Origin of the sequence: Streptococcus mitis (genome assembly GCF_003942685.1) — a bacterium.
GTDB classification, from domain to species: Bacteria; Bacillota; Bacilli; order Lactobacillales; family Streptococcaceae; genus Streptococcus; species Streptococcus mitis_CD.
On the sequence record NZ_RJNR01000002.1, the window covers coordinates 1 to 16,335 of the forward strand.

Below are 16,335 nucleotides of genomic sequence, written 5' to 3' on the forward strand. Positions count from 1 at the left end.
GACGAGAAATTATCAAAATCACTAAAAGATATTTCTACTGATGATAAAATTATTTCTGAATTGCTACAAATAGGAGAATTATTACAATGAAAATCAAAAAAATATTAATAAAAAACTTTAAAAATATAAAGGAAAGAATTATTGATTTTCAAGAGAATGTAACTTTGTTTGTTGGACCAAATGGATTTGGAAAAACTACAATTTTTGACGCAATAGAGTTATCATTGACTGGGAAGATTCGTCGAATTGAAGAGTCCGATTATAGTGACGGTAGAAGTAGTTTTAGTGCTCCATATTTTCAAAATAATCCTAATGAAAATACATTCATTGAGCTTATGTTGACAAATGATGAGGGGAATTCTTTGATAGTATCTAGTCTCTATAAGAGTAGTATGAATACTGAGGGCAGCAATGTACCAAAGTTTTCATTTTCTAAATTTCAAAGAAGAGTTCGGGTTGGTCCAGGAATCTCATTTCAATCTGATGAAGACTTTGAGGGTTCGAGTGAAAGAGATATACAAAAGGACATTAGTCAGTTTTTAGGATATGAATCAGAAGATTATAGCTTAGGTGATACTTTTGATTTGTTTAATTATATTCAACAAGATGAAACAGCTTATTATTTGAAGCAAAAGGAAAAAGATAGAAAGGAACAATTGAATTTTCTGTTAAATATTGGAAACTATGTTAATAGGAAAAATAGATTAGAGCGTTTAAGAAGTACTTTATCCTCTACTGAAAAGGAACTAAGAGCAAAAAAGGGTAAACTAAAAAATTCCCCAATTAAGTACAACACCCTATATTCGAAATTATCTCTTAGAGAAGATACTGACTTTGCTTTTAACAATAAGTCGATTGTTTTTGATGATGAATTGTCAAATGAAAGTTTAAATATATATCTATCAGAAATTGAGAAATTACAAGAATTTCGGGATTCATTTTCTCCAAAGGATTACTTTCTTAGGAAACAAAGTGAGCAATTTGAGCGAGATGTGTTGGAAGATAAAGATTTTATTTGCTACTTAATAATTAGAAAAATCTTTGAAAATCAGGAAAATATAGAGTCTATTAAACAAAATCATAGTTTAATTTCAAATGAAAAAAATTACTCATATTTTTTGCTTAAAAACTATATTGAACAACTGGAATCGTTGGAAAATGATAGTAGAATATTTAAACGTGGAAAAATTCTAAAGAGTTTGCTTGATGTCGAAATTGATAAACTTAATATAGAGTTAATTAAGAATTCTTTAAATGGCTTTGTAGATTGGGAATTTGGTAAAGTATGGTTTGAAATGTTTGATTCCAAGTTAACAAACTACAAGAATAAAAAAGAGCAGTTGGATGATGGAACAGATTCGATTAACAAACTACTCGAGATAAGAAGCCGTCTAAAAGAACATAGTGATAATAACCATTCAGAATGTGTATTTTGTGGTTATGATTGGATTGAAAGCAAGAATTTACTGCTTGCTTACGAAGAAACAACGAATCAACTGCGTAAAAATTTGACTAATTTTGAAATAGAAGTTTCAAATTTGGTTGAAGAATTAAATCAATTAAAAATGGAATTACAGAATCAGATCCAAATGGAGCAAGAGAAACTTTTTGTTATTCCTGATGATTTTTTGATGGCGATACGATCAATAAGTAATTATGATTTTCCTGAGTCTTTTAGCAACTTGGTTGTAATGAATTCAGAGATGACGCCTATGTTAGTTTATGAGAATGCTTCGCTACAAAAGTTTGAGTTTTTGAAAAAAGAGTTAATAAGTTTATTGCAAGAAAAACAGTTGATTCCAAATGAAGTCTATGATACTTTTCTTAGAGTAGTAAGTAAGAGAGTAGATTTTGAAAAACTTTTAGAAAAATATTCTATTTTAGATGGAGAATCAATAAGGGAATTTGGAATTTCTTTTGGACTCTTACCCATTTCCTTACATAAATTTGAAGAGAACAAAGACGGGTTATTAGTATTTTTAGAGGAGCTTAGATCACAAATAGTATTTGATAATTCTAAAAGTTCAGATTTACAAAATCTGTTTGATAAATACTTTGAATCTAATGAAAAAATTTTTGAGGACTGTACTATAGAAAGTATCAATCAAAAGAGAGAATATATTATTAACCAGTTTGAATTACAAAATTTAACGATGTTTCACCAAATTGAGAAACGTCTTCAAATCATTGAACAAACGATTACATATCTTCAGAATCGTGTTAGGGAATTAAATAATAATATAAATTCTTACCAAGAACAGATGATTCAAAAGTTGAAGCTTCCCTTCTATATGTACACTGCTAAAATTTTACAAAATTACCAACAAGGAATGGGAGTTCTACTAACAACTCAAAATAATTCTAATATCAGGTTTATAGCAAATAGTAATAGTGAGCAGGATGTGATGTATCAATTGAGTTCCGGACAAGTAGCTGTTATTTCATTTGCTTTCACTTTGGCACTAAATACTACATTTAAGATTTCAAAAGAGTTCAAATTTTTATCAATTGATGATCCGATTCAAGATATGGATTCTATGAATGTATATGCTCTAATTGATTTAATAAGACATTCATTATCAGACTACCAAATTATTATGTCTACACATAATGATGGCAGTGCTATGTTTATAAAATATAAATTTGAATTATTTTCAGACTCTGAAATATCCAATGTAGAACTAAAGAATATTAAGAGCATCTTATTACTGGATGATACCAGCTATTAATGGACAGTAAGTTAATAAATTTAGAGGAATTAACTATATAAGAAATATCTGAGAGCTTCGGCTCTCTTTTTCATATTCTCTTTTAAACAGTGTGATACCTTTTTCAAATCTTCCTTGTTATCCTTATATCATTCCTAAGAAAATCAGGTCTTGATGTTTCACTGGGGGTTGGGGGCGGAGCCACCACGTTATCTTATCGTTGACTGTCAAAACTGGAATGTTTTGGTCGGTTGGCGATATGATTTTTGGGATATTGTGGACACAATATCTGAGCTCGCAAAGCCTTACAAAAATGTTGAAGCTATTTTGAAAGATGTACTGACAGTGTCTGTAAGCTTACATTGTCAGTACAGGTATCAATGAAGGAGGAAAAATCATATGAAAAGAGATATACGTAGTATTCGGAAACAATTTCGCTTAACAGAAACGGAAGAAAAACAAATACTAGATTTAATGAGAGAGAAAGGAGAGGATAATTTTTCTGATTTTCTCCGTAAAAGCTTACTATTATCTGATGGACAAAAACAGACGGAAAAATGGTTCAGTCTTTGGAAACAGCAAAAATTGGAACAAATTAGCCGTGATGTTTATGAAGTATTGATAATTGCTAAAACAAATCATCAGGTTACTCACGAACATGTTTCTATTTTGTTAACTTGTATTCAGGAATTAATTAAAGAGGTAGAAAAAACAGCTCCTCTTAGTGAAAATTTTCGTAACAAATACATGAGGTAGTAGAGTGGAGCACCGATATAGAACAAATTTAAAAAAAGTCTTTTTATCTGACCTAGAATTAGTGAAATTGAATGAAAATATCTCAAAAAGTAACTGCTTATCATTCTCAGAATATGCTAGACGAACTCTACTAAATCCTGGTATGAATTTTATCACCATTGATACAAATAGTTATCAAGATTTGGTTTTTGAATTAAAACGAATAGGAAATAATATTAATCAAATAGCTAGGAGCATAAATTATTCTAATTTAATAACGGAAGTTGAATTAAATGAGTTGAGAAAAGGTATAGAAGAGTTAATAGTAGAAGTGGAGAAAGATTTTCTTATTCAATCTGAAAAATTGAGGAAATTTTATGGTCATCACTAAACACTTTGCGATTCATGGAAAAAATTATCGTAGTAAACTAATCAAATATATTTTGAATCCAAGTAAAACAAAAAACCTAACACTAGTTTCAGATTTTGGAATGAGAAATTATTTAGATTTTCCTAGTTATGAAGAACTAGTGAAGATGTACAATGATAATTTTTTAAGTAATGATAGTCTTTACGAATTTCGTCATGATAGGCAAGAAGTAAATCAACGAAAAATTCATTCTCATCACATCGTTCAGTCCTTTTCTCCAGATGACCATCTTACTCCCGAACAAATCAATCGGATTGGTTATGAGACAGTTAAAGAGTTGACAGGAGGTAGATTTCGTTTTATCGTAGCAACTCATGTCGATAAAGATCATATCCACAACCATATCATTCTAAATTCAATTGATCAGAATTCTGATAAAAAGTTTCTATGGAATTATAAGTCAGAACGTAATCTACGAATGGTTTCAGATCGTCTCTCAAAAATTGCAGGTGCAAAGATTATAGAAAATCGTTATTCGCATCGTCAGTATGAAGTTTATCGAAAAACCAATTACAAATATGAAATAAAACAACGGGTATATTTTCTAATTGAGAACTCGAAAAATTTTGAAGATTTCAGGAAAAAAGCAAAAGCTTTACATTTAAAAATTGATTTTAGACACAAGCATGTTACTTTTTTTATGACTGATTCAAATATGAAACAAGTCATACGTGATGATAAATTGAATAGAAAACAACCTTATAATGAAACTTATTTTAAGCAAAAGTTTGTTCAAAGGGAAATTATAAACATCTTAGAATTTCTACTTCCGAAAATGAAGAATATGAATGAATTGATTCAACAAGCAGAATTTTTTGACTTAAAAATAATTCNGAAAGAAAAACATGTTCTATTTGAATTTAATGGGATTAAGCTTTCAGAACAGGAATTGGGAAAAACGAATCAGTACAGTGTTAGTTATTTTCAAGACCATTTTAATAACAAAAATGAAACTTTTGTCTTAGATAATAAAAATTTAGTTGAACTTTACAATAAAGAAAAGCTAATTAAAGAAAAAGAGTTGCCGACAGAAGAGGTGTTATGGAAATCCTATCAAGATTTCAAGAGAAATAGGGATACTGTTCATGAGTTTGAAGTAGAGTTGAATCTTAATCAAATAGAAGAAGTAGTAGACGATGGAATTTACATTAAGGTACAGTTTGGTATCCGACAAGAAGGACTTATTTTTGTACCAAATATTCAAATCAATATGGAAGAAGAAAAAGTTAAAGTATTTCTCAGAGAAACTAGTTCTTACTATGTATATCATAAAGATTCAGCAGAAAAAAATCGCTTTATGAAAGGTAAAACTTTGATTAGGCAATTTAATGTTCAGTATGAACCGCAGTATATGTATAGAAGAATTCCTCTTAGCAAAATTAAAGAAAAAATAGAACAATTAGATTTTCTTATATCTGAGGAAAATAGTCCGAATGATTTTGAAGATATAACAAATGATTTCATTGCCCAAATATCATATCTAGAGAATATGATTGAACAAGTTCAAAATAAAATTAATGATTTAACTAATTTAGAAGAAGTATTGTTGAATGATACGACAAATAGTTCTAGCAATTTAGAAAATAGTATTCAAGGTAAAAGTTCAGTAGATATAATAGAGAAGGATTTATACTTCTATAAAGGAAGAATTGAAAAACTGAAGGAACAACATAGAGAAGCAATAAATTTATTTGAAATGTTTAATAAAACAATAAAGAAATATAAGAAAAAACAAAATATGAAATCTATTGAGGAAAATGAGATACATTTAGAGTAAACAGTTTCCTAAAAAGTATATATAGAATAGTTTCATGTGCCAATTTGTCACATATTTAAAAATAAGAAAATAACTATATTATACTTGTTTTAGGAGACAACAAATGTTGAAAAGGATTAGAGATTTACGTGAAGATGATGATTTGACACAAGAATATATTGCGAAAATCGTTTTGAATTGTACAAGATCATCTTATTCTAAAATGGAAGCTGGTAGCAGGCTAATCTCTATAAATGACCTTATCAAACTTGCAGATTTTTATAAGGTGAGTCTAGACTACCTTGTAGGTCGAGTGGATAATAAAGAAGACCATTACTCCAAAAAGTAGTAGGTTAAGAAAGCACATTGACAATTGAATAGTCCAAAATGGTACTTTCCTCATTTGTGGAGCAGTTTTGAATGGCTCGCCATGATAAGAGCGATATTAAAACCATCAATAAAATAGAGCGATACTTTATATGCCATGATACAAATGATATACAATGATACTTCTGACCGTTCAGGCTGCCACCGTAAAAGAGCAGTAAGTGAAATTCTTATGATGACTTCATCAGTCATGCCATGGAGGTAAAAATATTTTTTAGGAAGGATGATGTCATGAATATAAAATATATATCTGTCGAAAATTCCATTGCAGAATGGGCCGATAAAAAAGGAATTCTAAAAAGATGGGATGGTTTGAATCAATATACATTGAACAGATGGATTAAAGAAATGCGAGAAAACAGAACATTTTCCATGTATGTAATTAACCCAACCCATAAACTTGTTTTCATTAATCTAGAAGGATTTGAAAGTTTCTTAAGATGGAAGCAAAAGCGGACAAAATAAGGAAGTCATGGTATAATATAGGGTAGTTATTTATTCTATACAACAATGATTTATTTCTTTTTAAGAGTTAAGAGGAATTAAATTATGTATTATGTAACTAAAACAAATTCAAAAGGGCAACCCTTATATCAAGTGGTTGAAAAGTACAAAGATCCACTAACAGGAAAGTGGAAATCAGTAACTGTAAGTTATACTAAGAATACTAGTAGGGCGAGGAAACAAGCTGAAAGAGAGGTTCTTGATAAAATAGATAGACTAACTACTTCATTTGAAAGTCAGTTTAGTCCTGAACTGATTACAACATTTGGAGAGTTAAAAGAAAATTGGTTTCAGACTTGGTGTGTCTCTGTTAAACCACAAACAATTCAGAGAGAACTACTGGTTATGAAGCGTCTTGGGAAAATTATAGGAGATGATTTTTTGTTAGACAGGATTACTCCACTTCTGATGAAAAATAGTCTCAATAAATATTTAGAAATGTATGATGCATCGCCTTCAACAATGACTCATATAAAAAGTACTTGTAATAAGATTTTTAATCATGGTGTGTTATATAATGTCATTAAGTTTTCTCCAATGACTGCGGTAAAACTAGATATTTCACTAGAGAAAAGGCGTAAAGCAAAAGAAAGACATGATTCTAAATTTCTAGAAATCCATGAATTACATGCATTTTTTGATGTATTAAGCCAATGCAGAAATGCAAACTATTATGATCTTGCTATAGTATTGTTGCTTACAGGTATTCGAATTAGTGAAGCAGCATTTTTACCATCAGATATTGATTTTGAAAAAGGAATCTTGCATATTGATAAAGCACTTCAATATCATTGTTTAAAAGTTAAACAATTTCATTTTGATACAACTAAAACACTCAATTCAATTAGAGAAGTAGCTTTGCCTGAAGCTGCAAGCGAAGCTATTAAAAGGACAATACAGAGAAATAAAGAGTTTGATGCATATATGAAGAAACATCCCTGTCCTGCTTTTACACATTCTGAAAGTGTATTTAGAACAGAATACGGCTCTCCAATAACATCAAGCACTTTTCGTCAAATTTTGAAACGAATAGAAGGAAAATTATTGACAAATTGTTTAAGTGACTATGGTTTTAAGTGGGTAAAACATGTTACTCCCCATTCGTTTAGGCATATGCATATTAGTTACCTTCAAAGCAATGAGATGCACATAGCAGTGAAAGATATTATGACTAGAGTAGGACATGCTAACTTTGAGACAACAATGGGCTATACACATAATATAAATCGTTCACAAGAAAATACTGTAAAAGCCTTAAATCAATTTGTAGAAAATCACAATTTCCATTTTGAAGAATTGAAAAGTTATACCTGTAAATATTCCAGAATGATTGAAAAATTCATTGAAACTAGTGATAATAGCAATAAAGTAGAATTAAGTGTTGATGAGTTCAAAGACTTGTTACATCTTAGTCCACGTTACTCACCTAAAAATATTGTTTCAAATTTACTATTAAAAATCAAAAAAGATATTGTCAAATACCACCCACAGTTTGATATAAAGATTGTGAAATCAAGCGAGAATCAAATCAGAGGTTTTTCCATTGCATGGTAGTTTTGGTGTTCGCTTGGTGTTTAGACAATAGTAAAATAAAATAGGGGCTCTAAACCCTTGCTATGAAAGGAAAAAAACTCAATGGCTACTATTCAATGGTTTCCTGGTCACATGTCTAAAGCTCGTCGACAGGTTCAGGAAAATTTAAAATTTGTTGATTTTGTGACGATTTTGGTGGATGCCCGCTTACCTCTATCTAGTCAAAATCCTATGTTGACCAAAATTGTTGGTGACAAACCAAAACTCTTGATTTTAAACAAGGCGGACTTGGCCGATCCAGCAATGACCAAGGAATGGCGCCAGTATTTTGAATCACAAGGAATTCAGACGCTAGCTATCAACTCCAAAGAGCAAGTGACTGTAAAAGTTGTAACAGATGCGGCCAAAAAGCTCATGGCGGATAAGATTGCTCGTCAGAAAGAACGTGGTATCAAGATTGAAACCTTGCGTACCATGATTGTCGGGATTCCAAATGCTGGTAAATCCACTCTTATGAACCGTTTAGCTGGTAAAAAAATTGCCGTTGTCGGCAATAAACCAGGTGTTACCAAAGGGCAACAATGGCTCAAAACCAATAAAGACCTGGAAATCTTGGACACACCAGGGATTCTCTGGCCTAAATTCGAAGACGAAACTGTTGCTCTTAAACTAGCCTTGACTGGAGCTATCAAAGACCAGTTACTTCCTATGGATGAGGTAACTATTTTTGGCCTCAATTATTTCAAAGAACATTATCCAGAAAAGTTGGCCGAACGCTTCAAACAAATGAAGATTGAAGAAGAAGCGCCGGTTATTATTATGGACATGACTCGTGCCCTCGGTTTCCGTGACGACTATGACCGTTTTTACAGTCTCTTCGTGAAGGAAGTCCGTGATGGCAAACTCGGTAACTATACCTTAGATACATTGGAAGACCTCGATGGCGACGATTAAAGAAATCAAAGAACTCCTTGCAACGGTCAAGGAGTTAGAAAGCCCTATTTTTTTAGAGCTTGAAAAGGATGATCGTTCTGGAGTTAAAAAGGAAATCATCAAGCGTAAAAAAGCCATTCAGGCAGAATTGGATGAAGATTTTCGTTTGGAATCCATGCTTTCCTATGAAAAAGAACTGAACAAGCAAGGATTGACCTTAATTGCTGGTGTTGACGAGGTTGGTCGTGGACCTCTGGCTGGGCCTGTAGTCGCTGCAGCTGTTATTTTACCTCAAAATTGTAAAATTAAAGGCCTCAATGACAGCAAGAAAATTCCTAAAAAGAAACATCTGGAGATTTTCCAAGCAGTTCAAGACAAAGCCTTGTCAATCGGCATTGGTATCATGGATAATCAGGTCATCGACCAAGTCAATATCTATGAAGCAACCAAACTGGCTATGCAGGAAGCAATCTCCCAGCTCAGGCCTCAACCTGAGCACCTTTTGATAGATGCCATGAAACTGGATTTGCCAATTTCACAAACATCTATCATCAAAGGAGATGCCAATTCCCTTTCAATTGCAGCAGCTTCTATAGTAGCCAAAGTGACACGTGATGAATTGATGAAGGAATACGACCAGCAATTTCCTGGCTATGACTTTGTTACTAATGCAGGATATGGAACAGTTAAACATCTAGAAGGACTGGAAAAACTAGGAGTTACACCAATTCACCGAACCAGCTTTGAACCCGTTAAATCACTGGTTTTAGGAGAAAAAGAAAGTTAAGTTAGAAGGAATGATTATGGAGGAACAGTCAGAAACACTCAGTTCCAAGAAAGAATTTGCCTTTGCCTCGAGTACCATATTATCCCAAGTTGGACGAGGAATCATTGTTGGTCTCGTTGTTGGAATTATCGTTGGATCTTTTCGGTTTTTAATCGAAAAAGGCTTCCACCTGATACAAGGACTTTATCAAGATCAAGCGCACCTAGTGCGCAATCTTTTTATCATTGGTCTATTTTATTTAATAGTTTGTTGGCTCAGTACGAAATTAACACGGTCAGAAAAAGATATCAAAGGCTCAGGAATTCCTCAAGTCGAAGCTGAATTAAAGGGACTCATGACCCTCAACTGGTGGGGCGTTCTTTGGAAAAAATATGTTCTAGGAATTCTTGCAATTGCCAGTGGACTCATGCTGGGGCGTGAAGGACCAAGTATTCAACTTGGAGCTGTCGGCGGTAAAGGAATTGCTAAGTGGCTCAAATCCAGTCCAGTTGAGGAACGTTCCCTTATTGCAAGTGGAGCTGCAGCAGGATTAGCCGCAGCCTTTAATGCTCCTATTGCAGGACTTCTCTTTGTGGTAGAAGAAGTTTATCACCATTTTTCACGCTTTTTCTGGGTATCTACTCTCGCAGCTAGTCTCGTAGCAAACTTTGTCTCACTACTCATATTTGGCTTAACACCCGTACTGGACATGCCAGACAACATCCCACTCATGACCCTAGACCAGTATTGGATTTACCTCCTTATGGGAGTTTTTCTTGGACTATCTGGTTTTCTCTATGAGAAAGCTGTGCTCAATGTTGGTAGAGTTTATGACTGGCTTGGTCAAAAAATCCGTTTGGATAGAGCTTATTATCCAATTCTGGCTTTCATTCTCATCATCCCAGTCGGAATCTTCTTACCACAAATCCTTGGTGGTGGAAATCAGCTGGTTCTTTCCTTAACTGAACAAGATTTTAGTTTCCAAGTTCTATTAGTTTACTTTTTGATTCGCTTTGTTTGGAGCATGATTAGTTATGGAAGTGGCCTTCCAGGAGGAATTTTCCTACCAATTTTAGCGCTTGGCTCCTTACTTGGAGCTCTAGTTGGTGTTATTTGTGTCAATCTTGGACTTGTCAGTCAGCAGCAATTCCCTATATTTGTCATTCTAGGAATGAGTGGCTATTTTGGAGCAATATCCAAGGCTCCCTTAACTGCTATGATTCTGGTAACCGAAATGGTAGGAGATATTCGAAACCTCATGCCACTTGGATTAGTCACCTTGGTTGCTTACATCATCATGGATCTACTCAAGGGTGCACCAGTCTATGAGGCTATGTTGGAAAAAATGCTCCCAGAAGAAGCGACAGATGAAGGAGAAGTCACTCTCATTGAAATCCCTGTTTCAGATAAAATAGCAGGAAAACAAGTTCACGAACTCAACTTACCACATAACGTACTCATCACCACCCAAGTCCATAATGGCAAGAGCCAAACAGTTAACGGCTCAACCAGAATGTATCTCGGAGATATGATTCACCTAGTTATTCCAAAAAGTGAAATTGGGAAAGTCAAAGATTTGTTATTGTAGAAGTTTTTACATAATTTATGTTATGTGAAAACGAATTTCTTAATTAAATACACTAGAAAACCGATTCTCAGCAATGAGGTCGGTTTTTTCTTGTTAGAAATATTATAATATATTATAAAAAATGATTAAATTATTCTAGGTTATAGTATAATGAGAAAAGGAGGAAATCTTAAATGAGTAATTCTGGCATCAAAAAAAGTCATAAATGGCTTCTAATCGTTGTGTCACTCGCAATCATCACAGCAGGAGGTGTTTTTATGTTTTCTATGTTAGGGAGATCCCAAGAAGAGCGTCGGAATAGAGAGTATGAAGTTAGTTTGGTGAATGCTTTAAAGAATTCATATGAAGGGATTGAGGAGATAACAATTACGAACCCCTCGTACAGCTTAATTCCTTCAGAGGCTTGGGGGGCTGATGTGAAACTAAAATTTTTTGATGGAACATCTAAGGAACATGTTTTAGCTTTTGATATAAACTCGAATAAAATTAGGATCGGTGTATATAATAACGAAGATGAAGAATTTCAACATTTTCTAAATTCTAGACGAGGTTCTACTAAGTCAAAAGTTAAATATTCGAATGGCTCAGAAGGAGACCTATGATGAATAAATACATGTATACAGATAAACAACTTAATAAATTGAATCAAGGTCCGAATGTTTACAGTGTTAATACTTAGTTCGTACAACGTAAAGAAAATCGAACAAATATTGTTACTGCTAAATCAGATAACGAGTTAAAAAAAAGTGAAATTAACACCATAACCACCTCCGATGATCAAGAATTCTGTGTTGTCGCCACTAAGTCTGACATTGAAACAGATTTTGATGGACTGGCGGTTTCACCTATTGTGAACGGCAAACCAGATTATAAAAATGTAGCCGTGATTGCTGCTGGAACCGATCCTGGGAGTCCTACTATGATTGACAGATGTAAAATAACTTTTTCTTATTATAGTGTAATATAGACTAATCTTTCTTATAGTATAATAAAAAGGAGAAAAGCTTAAATGAACAATTCCAGCAATAAAAAGAGTCATAAAAGGTTACTAATCGTTTTGTTACTCGCAATCATCACAGCAGCAGGTTTTTTTATGTTTAGCATGTTAGGGAAATCTCAAGAAGAACGTCGGAATAGAGAGTACGAAGTTAGTTTGGTAAATGCTTTAAAAAATTCTTACCAAGGGATTGAGGAGATTAAAATGTCCAATCCAGAATACACGAATCCTCCCGGCGACTGGTCTTGTAAGATTGATATCTTGTTCAAAGATGGAGAAAAAATCTTTTATGGAATTCCACATAACTTAGATGAGAAACAAAATTATAACGGTCGTATGACTTATGGACAACGAGATTTTCTTAACCTAAGAAAAGGAATAACAACTAATACAGTTACGGTTACATACTCCAACAAAGAAAGAGGGAAGCAGTAATGGTATTCAATTATACTGATAAACAACTTAATGAATTAAACCATGGGAAGAATGTATATAGCGTCAATGCTGAATATGCCGAGAGAAATAATAGACCTTTGGTTACCGAAACTCCTAATCCGAATCCTTCTTCATCTGATTTCGAAGAGACCAACACTATAACCACCTCAGATGGTCAAGAATTCCGTGTTGTTGCGACTAAGTCTGACATTGAAACAGGTTTTGATGGTTTGGCGGTAGCTCCTATTGTCAACGGCAAACTGGATTATAAAAGTATAGGTGTGATTGCTACAGGAACGGATCCTGGGAGCCCTACTATGATTGATAGATGAAAAAACTTTTTCTTATTATAGTGTAATATAGACTAATCTTTCTTATAGTATAATAAAAAGGAGGAAAGCTTAAATGAATAATTCTGGCATCAAAAAAAGTCATAAAAGGTTACTAATATTTTTGTCAATCGCAATTATCACAGCAGGAGGTGTTTTTATGTTTAGCATGTTAGGGAAATCTCAAGAAGAACGTCGGAATAGAGAGTATGAAGTTAGTTTGGTAAATGCTTTAAAAAATTCTTATGACGGGATAGAAGAGATCAAGATTATGAATCCTGATTATACAAACCCACCAGGGTCATGGTCTTGTGATGTAGAAATCAAGTTCAAAGATGAAAGAAAAATTAAGTATGGGATTGGATATTCTTTAGACACTGAGGAAATAACTGATGCTTCGTTGGAATGGGAAGGAAGAATAAAAGATAGACAATTTTTGAATGAAAACAAGGGTAAAACCACTTCGAAAATCAGGGTAACTTATTCTGATAACGACGAAGGAGAGCAATAATGACATTTAATTATACAGATAAACAGCTTAATAATATTAAATAGAGATAATGGGGTTTACAGTGTGAATTCAGAGTTTGCTAGACGAAAATATAAAAAGCTTGTTGTTAATAAACCTGATTCTGAATTAGCTAGCTATGAAACCAACACTATAACTACCTCCGATGGTCAAGAATTCCGTGTTGTTGCGACTAAGTCTGACATTGAAACAAGTTTTGATGGACTAGCAGTTGCACCAATTGTCAATGGCGAACCAGATTATAAAAATGTAGCCGTGATTGCTGCTGGAACGGACCCTGATAGTCCTACTAAGACTGACAGATGTAAAATAACTTTTTCTTATTATAGTGTAATATAGGCTAATCTTATAGTATAATAAGAAAAAGGAGAAAAGCTTAAATGAATAATTCCAGCAATAAAAAAAGTCATAAAAGGCTGCTAATCATTTTGTTACTCGCAACCATCACAGTAGGAGGTGTTTTTATGTTTAGCATGTTAGGGAAATCCCAAGAAGAACGTCGGAATAGAGAGTATGAAGTTAGTTTGGTAAATGCCTTAAAGAATTCATATGAAGGGATAGAAGAAATCAAAATTTCCAATCCAGAATATACAACCCCTCCGGGCGACTGGTCTTGTGATGTAAATATTCTATTTTCAGATAAAGTAAAAATAGAATATCGTGTAGGCCACTCTTTAAATGAAGTTGAAAATTATAATGGTTTTGTTAATGGAAAAACAAATAAAGAAATAAATGACCAGTGGGAAATATTGAATTCTCATAAAGGGAAAACAACATCTTTAGTTACTATATATTATTCGGATAAAGAAAAAGGAGAACAGTAGTGGTTTTCACTTATACAGATAAACAACTTAATGAATTAAATCAAGGGAAAAATGTTTATAGTTCCAATCCAGAATATGCCAAGCGAAAGGGTTACAAAATTGTTACTCCTTCGCCTAAAAATAAAGGTGAAACAAACACCATAATATCCGCTGGTCAAGAATTCCGTGTTGTTGCCACTAAGTCTGACCCAGGAACAGGGTTTGATGGTTTGGCGGTAGCTCCTATGGTCAATGGCAAACTGGATTATAAAAGTATAGCTGTGATTGCTGCGGGAACGGACCCGGGAACTCTTACTAAGATTGATACTGCGAATGCTCTTGTAGAAAGAGAAACAAGTTTGTCACCCCAATATTATGTAGCAGACCGATTTGTAAAAGAAATTATGGATGGACCCTAGATATGAGGTTAGTCAACTTTCTGGTTATTCACAAGGGTCTTACATGCTAAAGGTAGGAGCAAAATATCACATCCCTACGACTACATTCAATGCCTGGTTTTATTATCTTTCACTTTCTAATGAGGAAAAAGCATTCATAGACAAAAATCCAGCTATGTTTATTGATTATCGTAGAAAGTCTGATAATGTTGTCGTTATCAATGATTTCAATCACCCCGAATGGTTTAATAAGTCTTTCTTAAAAATGCCTGATACAATATACTGGCTGGACGGAACTAGCCACAATATCGATGATTGGGAGTTTGATCCTGTAACAGGTCAAGTTGTTGATGGTAAAGGTGGAAAACCCTTAATTAGTGGTGTTTATCGAGCTTATGCCAACAGTCTCCGAGAAATGGCTCATTACAAGGACTTGAAATCAAAATGGTCATCAGGTGGTATTAGTAGCTCTGAGGAAATATACCTAGATGCAGCTCAAGGTTCTATCCTATCATCATCTATGGCTACAGCAGCAAGAACTGGAGCTGATGAAGTGAGCGCCTTAGCCAAAAACGCCAATCAAGAATTACAAGAAATTTGGTCAAAAATCGATTTTACAAGCTACACAGCCTTGGCTCCCTATGAAGTTGAAAGCCTTTTTGCTAGCCAAGGTATCACTCAAGCACAGTTTATCGATACTTTTCAGGCAGAAACGGATCAAATAGTCGCTAAGATGAATGCTCCCGCCCAAGCATTTGAACAGTTAGATAAACAATTACAGGAAGTCATCGAAAAAACAGTGGCAACAGACACACAATTTGCTAAGGAGTTCAGACAATGGAAAGCAGAGATGTAAAATGGGATGCCATTAGACAAAAAGAGAGGGAAATTCTTAACCTCGAAGAACAATACTATCTGGAAAAGAACAAGTTAGAGAAAAAGACACTAGAATTAGAGGAACGTTCTGTAAGATTAGAAAAGATCATGAACGAAGAAGCTGATAAAATGTACCTAGTATTAAGAAAGTTTTCATCACCAGCTGATTGTGTTAGAGAGTACTTTACAGAGATAGAAAATTTGAGATATCATTCTAACCAAGTCTATAGAACTAATGAAATAAAACTGGAAGAAGAAAAAGAAAAAATAGATAAAGAATTTCGACAAAGAAAAAATATCTTAGATGAAGAATATCAAAAACTAAGGAGAAATTATGCAAGCACCAATGAATGAGTACTATACTGATGAAGAATACCAATACGCTCTAAAACAAATGTATCGAATGATGGAAAGAAATCGTATTCTGGCTCAATGCCAATTGGCAAAGACCGCTAAAAATCAAATAAAAGAAAGTTTTGACCAAAAATCGAAAACAATTGCAAGAGATACTAAAGCAACAATAACAAGTATTAACAGCCAAATGGACACTGCAATACAAGGAAAAGTCCGCAAAAGTCTTGAAACAAAAATACCTAATATGTTAGTCAAGTATGATGATGTATAAAGA

The 16,335-nt window shown here is 33.5% G+C and carries 20 protein-coding genes; all 20 read left to right on the forward strand.

What is annotated here, in order from left to right; all coding sequences use genetic code 11:
* The first annotated feature begins 86 nt into the window (after nucleotides 1–86).
* On the forward strand, nucleotides 87–2,729 hold the full coding sequence (locus tag D8855_RS01800; protein ID WP_125415641.1) for an AAA family ATPase: 2,643 nt from the start codon (nucleotides 87–89) through the stop codon (nucleotides 2,727–2,729).
* 378 nt (nucleotides 2,730–3,107) lie between these two features.
* The gene (locus D8855_RS01805; protein ID WP_045611561.1) at nucleotides 3,108–3,464 is read left to right on the forward strand and encodes an SAG1252 family conjugative relaxosome accessory protein; all 357 of its coding nucleotides are present in this window, start codon (nucleotides 3,108–3,110) and stop codon (nucleotides 3,462–3,464) included.
* Nucleotides 3,465–3,468: 4 nt separating this feature from the next.
* Complete coding sequence (gene mobC, locus D8855_RS01810; RefSeq protein WP_045611556.1) at nucleotides 3,469–3,834, forward strand: plasmid mobilization relaxosome protein MobC; 366 nt, start codon at nucleotides 3,469–3,471, stop codon at nucleotides 3,832–3,834.
* A complete protein-coding gene (locus D8855_RS01815; RefSeq protein WP_125415643.1) occupies nucleotides 3,821–5,650 on the forward strand; it encodes an SAG1250 family conjugative relaxase in 1,830 nt (609 codons plus the stop codon). Before mobC ends, D8855_RS01815 begins: the two co-directional genes overlap by 14 nt.
* A gap of 103 nt (nucleotides 5,651–5,753) precedes the next feature.
* A complete protein-coding gene (locus tag D8855_RS01820) occupies nucleotides 5,754–5,978 on the forward strand; it encodes a helix-turn-helix domain-containing protein (protein WP_000919629.1) in 225 nt (74 codons plus the stop codon).
* A 269-nt stretch (nucleotides 5,979–6,247) separates the two neighbouring features.
* Entirely contained in the window at nucleotides 6,248–6,481 is a 234-nt protein-coding gene (locus D8855_RS01825; RefSeq protein WP_001022845.1) for a hypothetical protein, read from the forward strand.
* A gap of 84 nt (nucleotides 6,482–6,565) precedes the next feature.
* Complete coding sequence (locus D8855_RS01830; RefSeq protein WP_125415645.1) at nucleotides 6,566–8,074, forward strand: tyrosine-type recombinase/integrase; 1,509 nt, start codon at nucleotides 6,566–6,568, stop codon at nucleotides 8,072–8,074.
* Between the two features lie 81 nt (nucleotides 8,075–8,155).
* The gene (ylqF, locus tag D8855_RS01835; RefSeq protein WP_070479133.1) at nucleotides 8,156–9,007 is read left to right on the forward strand and encodes a ribosome biogenesis GTPase YlqF; all 852 of its coding nucleotides are present in this window, start codon (nucleotides 8,156–8,158) and stop codon (nucleotides 9,005–9,007) included.
* A complete protein-coding gene (locus D8855_RS01840) occupies nucleotides 8,994–9,773 on the forward strand; it encodes a ribonuclease HII (protein ID WP_084946542.1) in 780 nt (259 codons plus the stop codon). The genes ylqF and D8855_RS01840 overlap by 14 nt, the downstream gene beginning before the upstream one ends.
* Nucleotides 9,774–9,789: 16 nt before the next feature.
* The gene (locus D8855_RS01845) at nucleotides 9,790–11,340 is read left to right on the forward strand and encodes a ClC family H(+)/Cl(-) exchange transporter (RefSeq protein WP_125415647.1); all 1,551 of its coding nucleotides are present in this window, start codon (nucleotides 9,790–9,792) and stop codon (nucleotides 11,338–11,340) included.
* A gap of 173 nt (nucleotides 11,341–11,513) precedes the next feature.
* The gene (locus tag D8855_RS01850) at nucleotides 11,514–11,942 is read left to right on the forward strand and encodes a hypothetical protein (RefSeq protein ID WP_125415649.1); all 429 of its coding nucleotides are present in this window, start codon (nucleotides 11,514–11,516) and stop codon (nucleotides 11,940–11,942) included.
* Between the two features lie 407 nt (nucleotides 11,943–12,349).
* Complete coding sequence (locus tag D8855_RS01855) at nucleotides 12,350–12,772, forward strand: hypothetical protein (RefSeq protein ID WP_125415651.1); 423 nt, start codon at nucleotides 12,350–12,352, stop codon at nucleotides 12,770–12,772.
* Nucleotides 12,773–12,870: 98 nt separating this feature from the next.
* Nucleotides 12,871–13,104 carry a hypothetical protein gene (locus tag D8855_RS01860; RefSeq protein WP_260467315.1) on the forward strand — a complete coding sequence of 78 codons (234 nt, stop codon included), beginning with the start codon at nucleotides 12,871–12,873 and terminating at the stop codon, nucleotides 13,102–13,104.
* Between the two features lie 73 nt (nucleotides 13,105–13,177).
* Nucleotides 13,178–13,612 (forward strand): hypothetical protein, encoded by a 435-nt coding sequence (locus D8855_RS01865; protein WP_049491882.1) that lies wholly within the window; start codon nucleotides 13,178–13,180, stop codon nucleotides 13,610–13,612.
* A gap of 63 nt (nucleotides 13,613–13,675) precedes the next feature.
* Nucleotides 13,676–13,969 (forward strand): hypothetical protein, encoded by a 294-nt coding sequence (locus D8855_RS01870; RefSeq protein ID WP_260467316.1) that lies wholly within the window; start codon nucleotides 13,676–13,678, stop codon nucleotides 13,967–13,969.
* 41 nt (nucleotides 13,970–14,010) lie between these two features.
* On the forward strand, nucleotides 14,011–14,454 hold the full coding sequence (locus D8855_RS01875) for a hypothetical protein (RefSeq protein WP_061589734.1): 444 nt from the start codon (nucleotides 14,011–14,013) through the stop codon (nucleotides 14,452–14,454).
* Nucleotides 14,454–14,852, forward strand: coding sequence for a hypothetical protein (locus D8855_RS10730; RefSeq protein ID WP_260467317.1), 399 nt, complete (start codon nucleotides 14,454–14,456; stop codon nucleotides 14,850–14,852). Before D8855_RS01875 ends, D8855_RS10730 begins: the two co-directional genes overlap by 1 nt.
* Nucleotides 14,842–15,687 (forward strand): hypothetical protein, encoded by an 846-nt coding sequence (locus D8855_RS01880; protein ID WP_260467318.1) that lies wholly within the window; start codon nucleotides 14,842–14,844, stop codon nucleotides 15,685–15,687. The genes D8855_RS10730 and D8855_RS01880 overlap by 11 nt, the downstream gene beginning before the upstream one ends.
* Nucleotides 15,669–16,061 (forward strand): hypothetical protein, encoded by a 393-nt coding sequence (locus D8855_RS01885; protein ID WP_125415655.1) that lies wholly within the window; start codon nucleotides 15,669–15,671, stop codon nucleotides 16,059–16,061. Before D8855_RS01880 ends, D8855_RS01885 begins: the two co-directional genes overlap by 19 nt.
* On the forward strand, nucleotides 16,042–16,332 hold the full coding sequence (locus D8855_RS01890; RefSeq protein ID WP_049491409.1) for a hypothetical protein: 291 nt from the start codon (nucleotides 16,042–16,044) through the stop codon (nucleotides 16,330–16,332). Before D8855_RS01885 ends, D8855_RS01890 begins: the two co-directional genes overlap by 20 nt.
* Nucleotides 16,333–16,335: the final 3 nt, after the last annotated feature.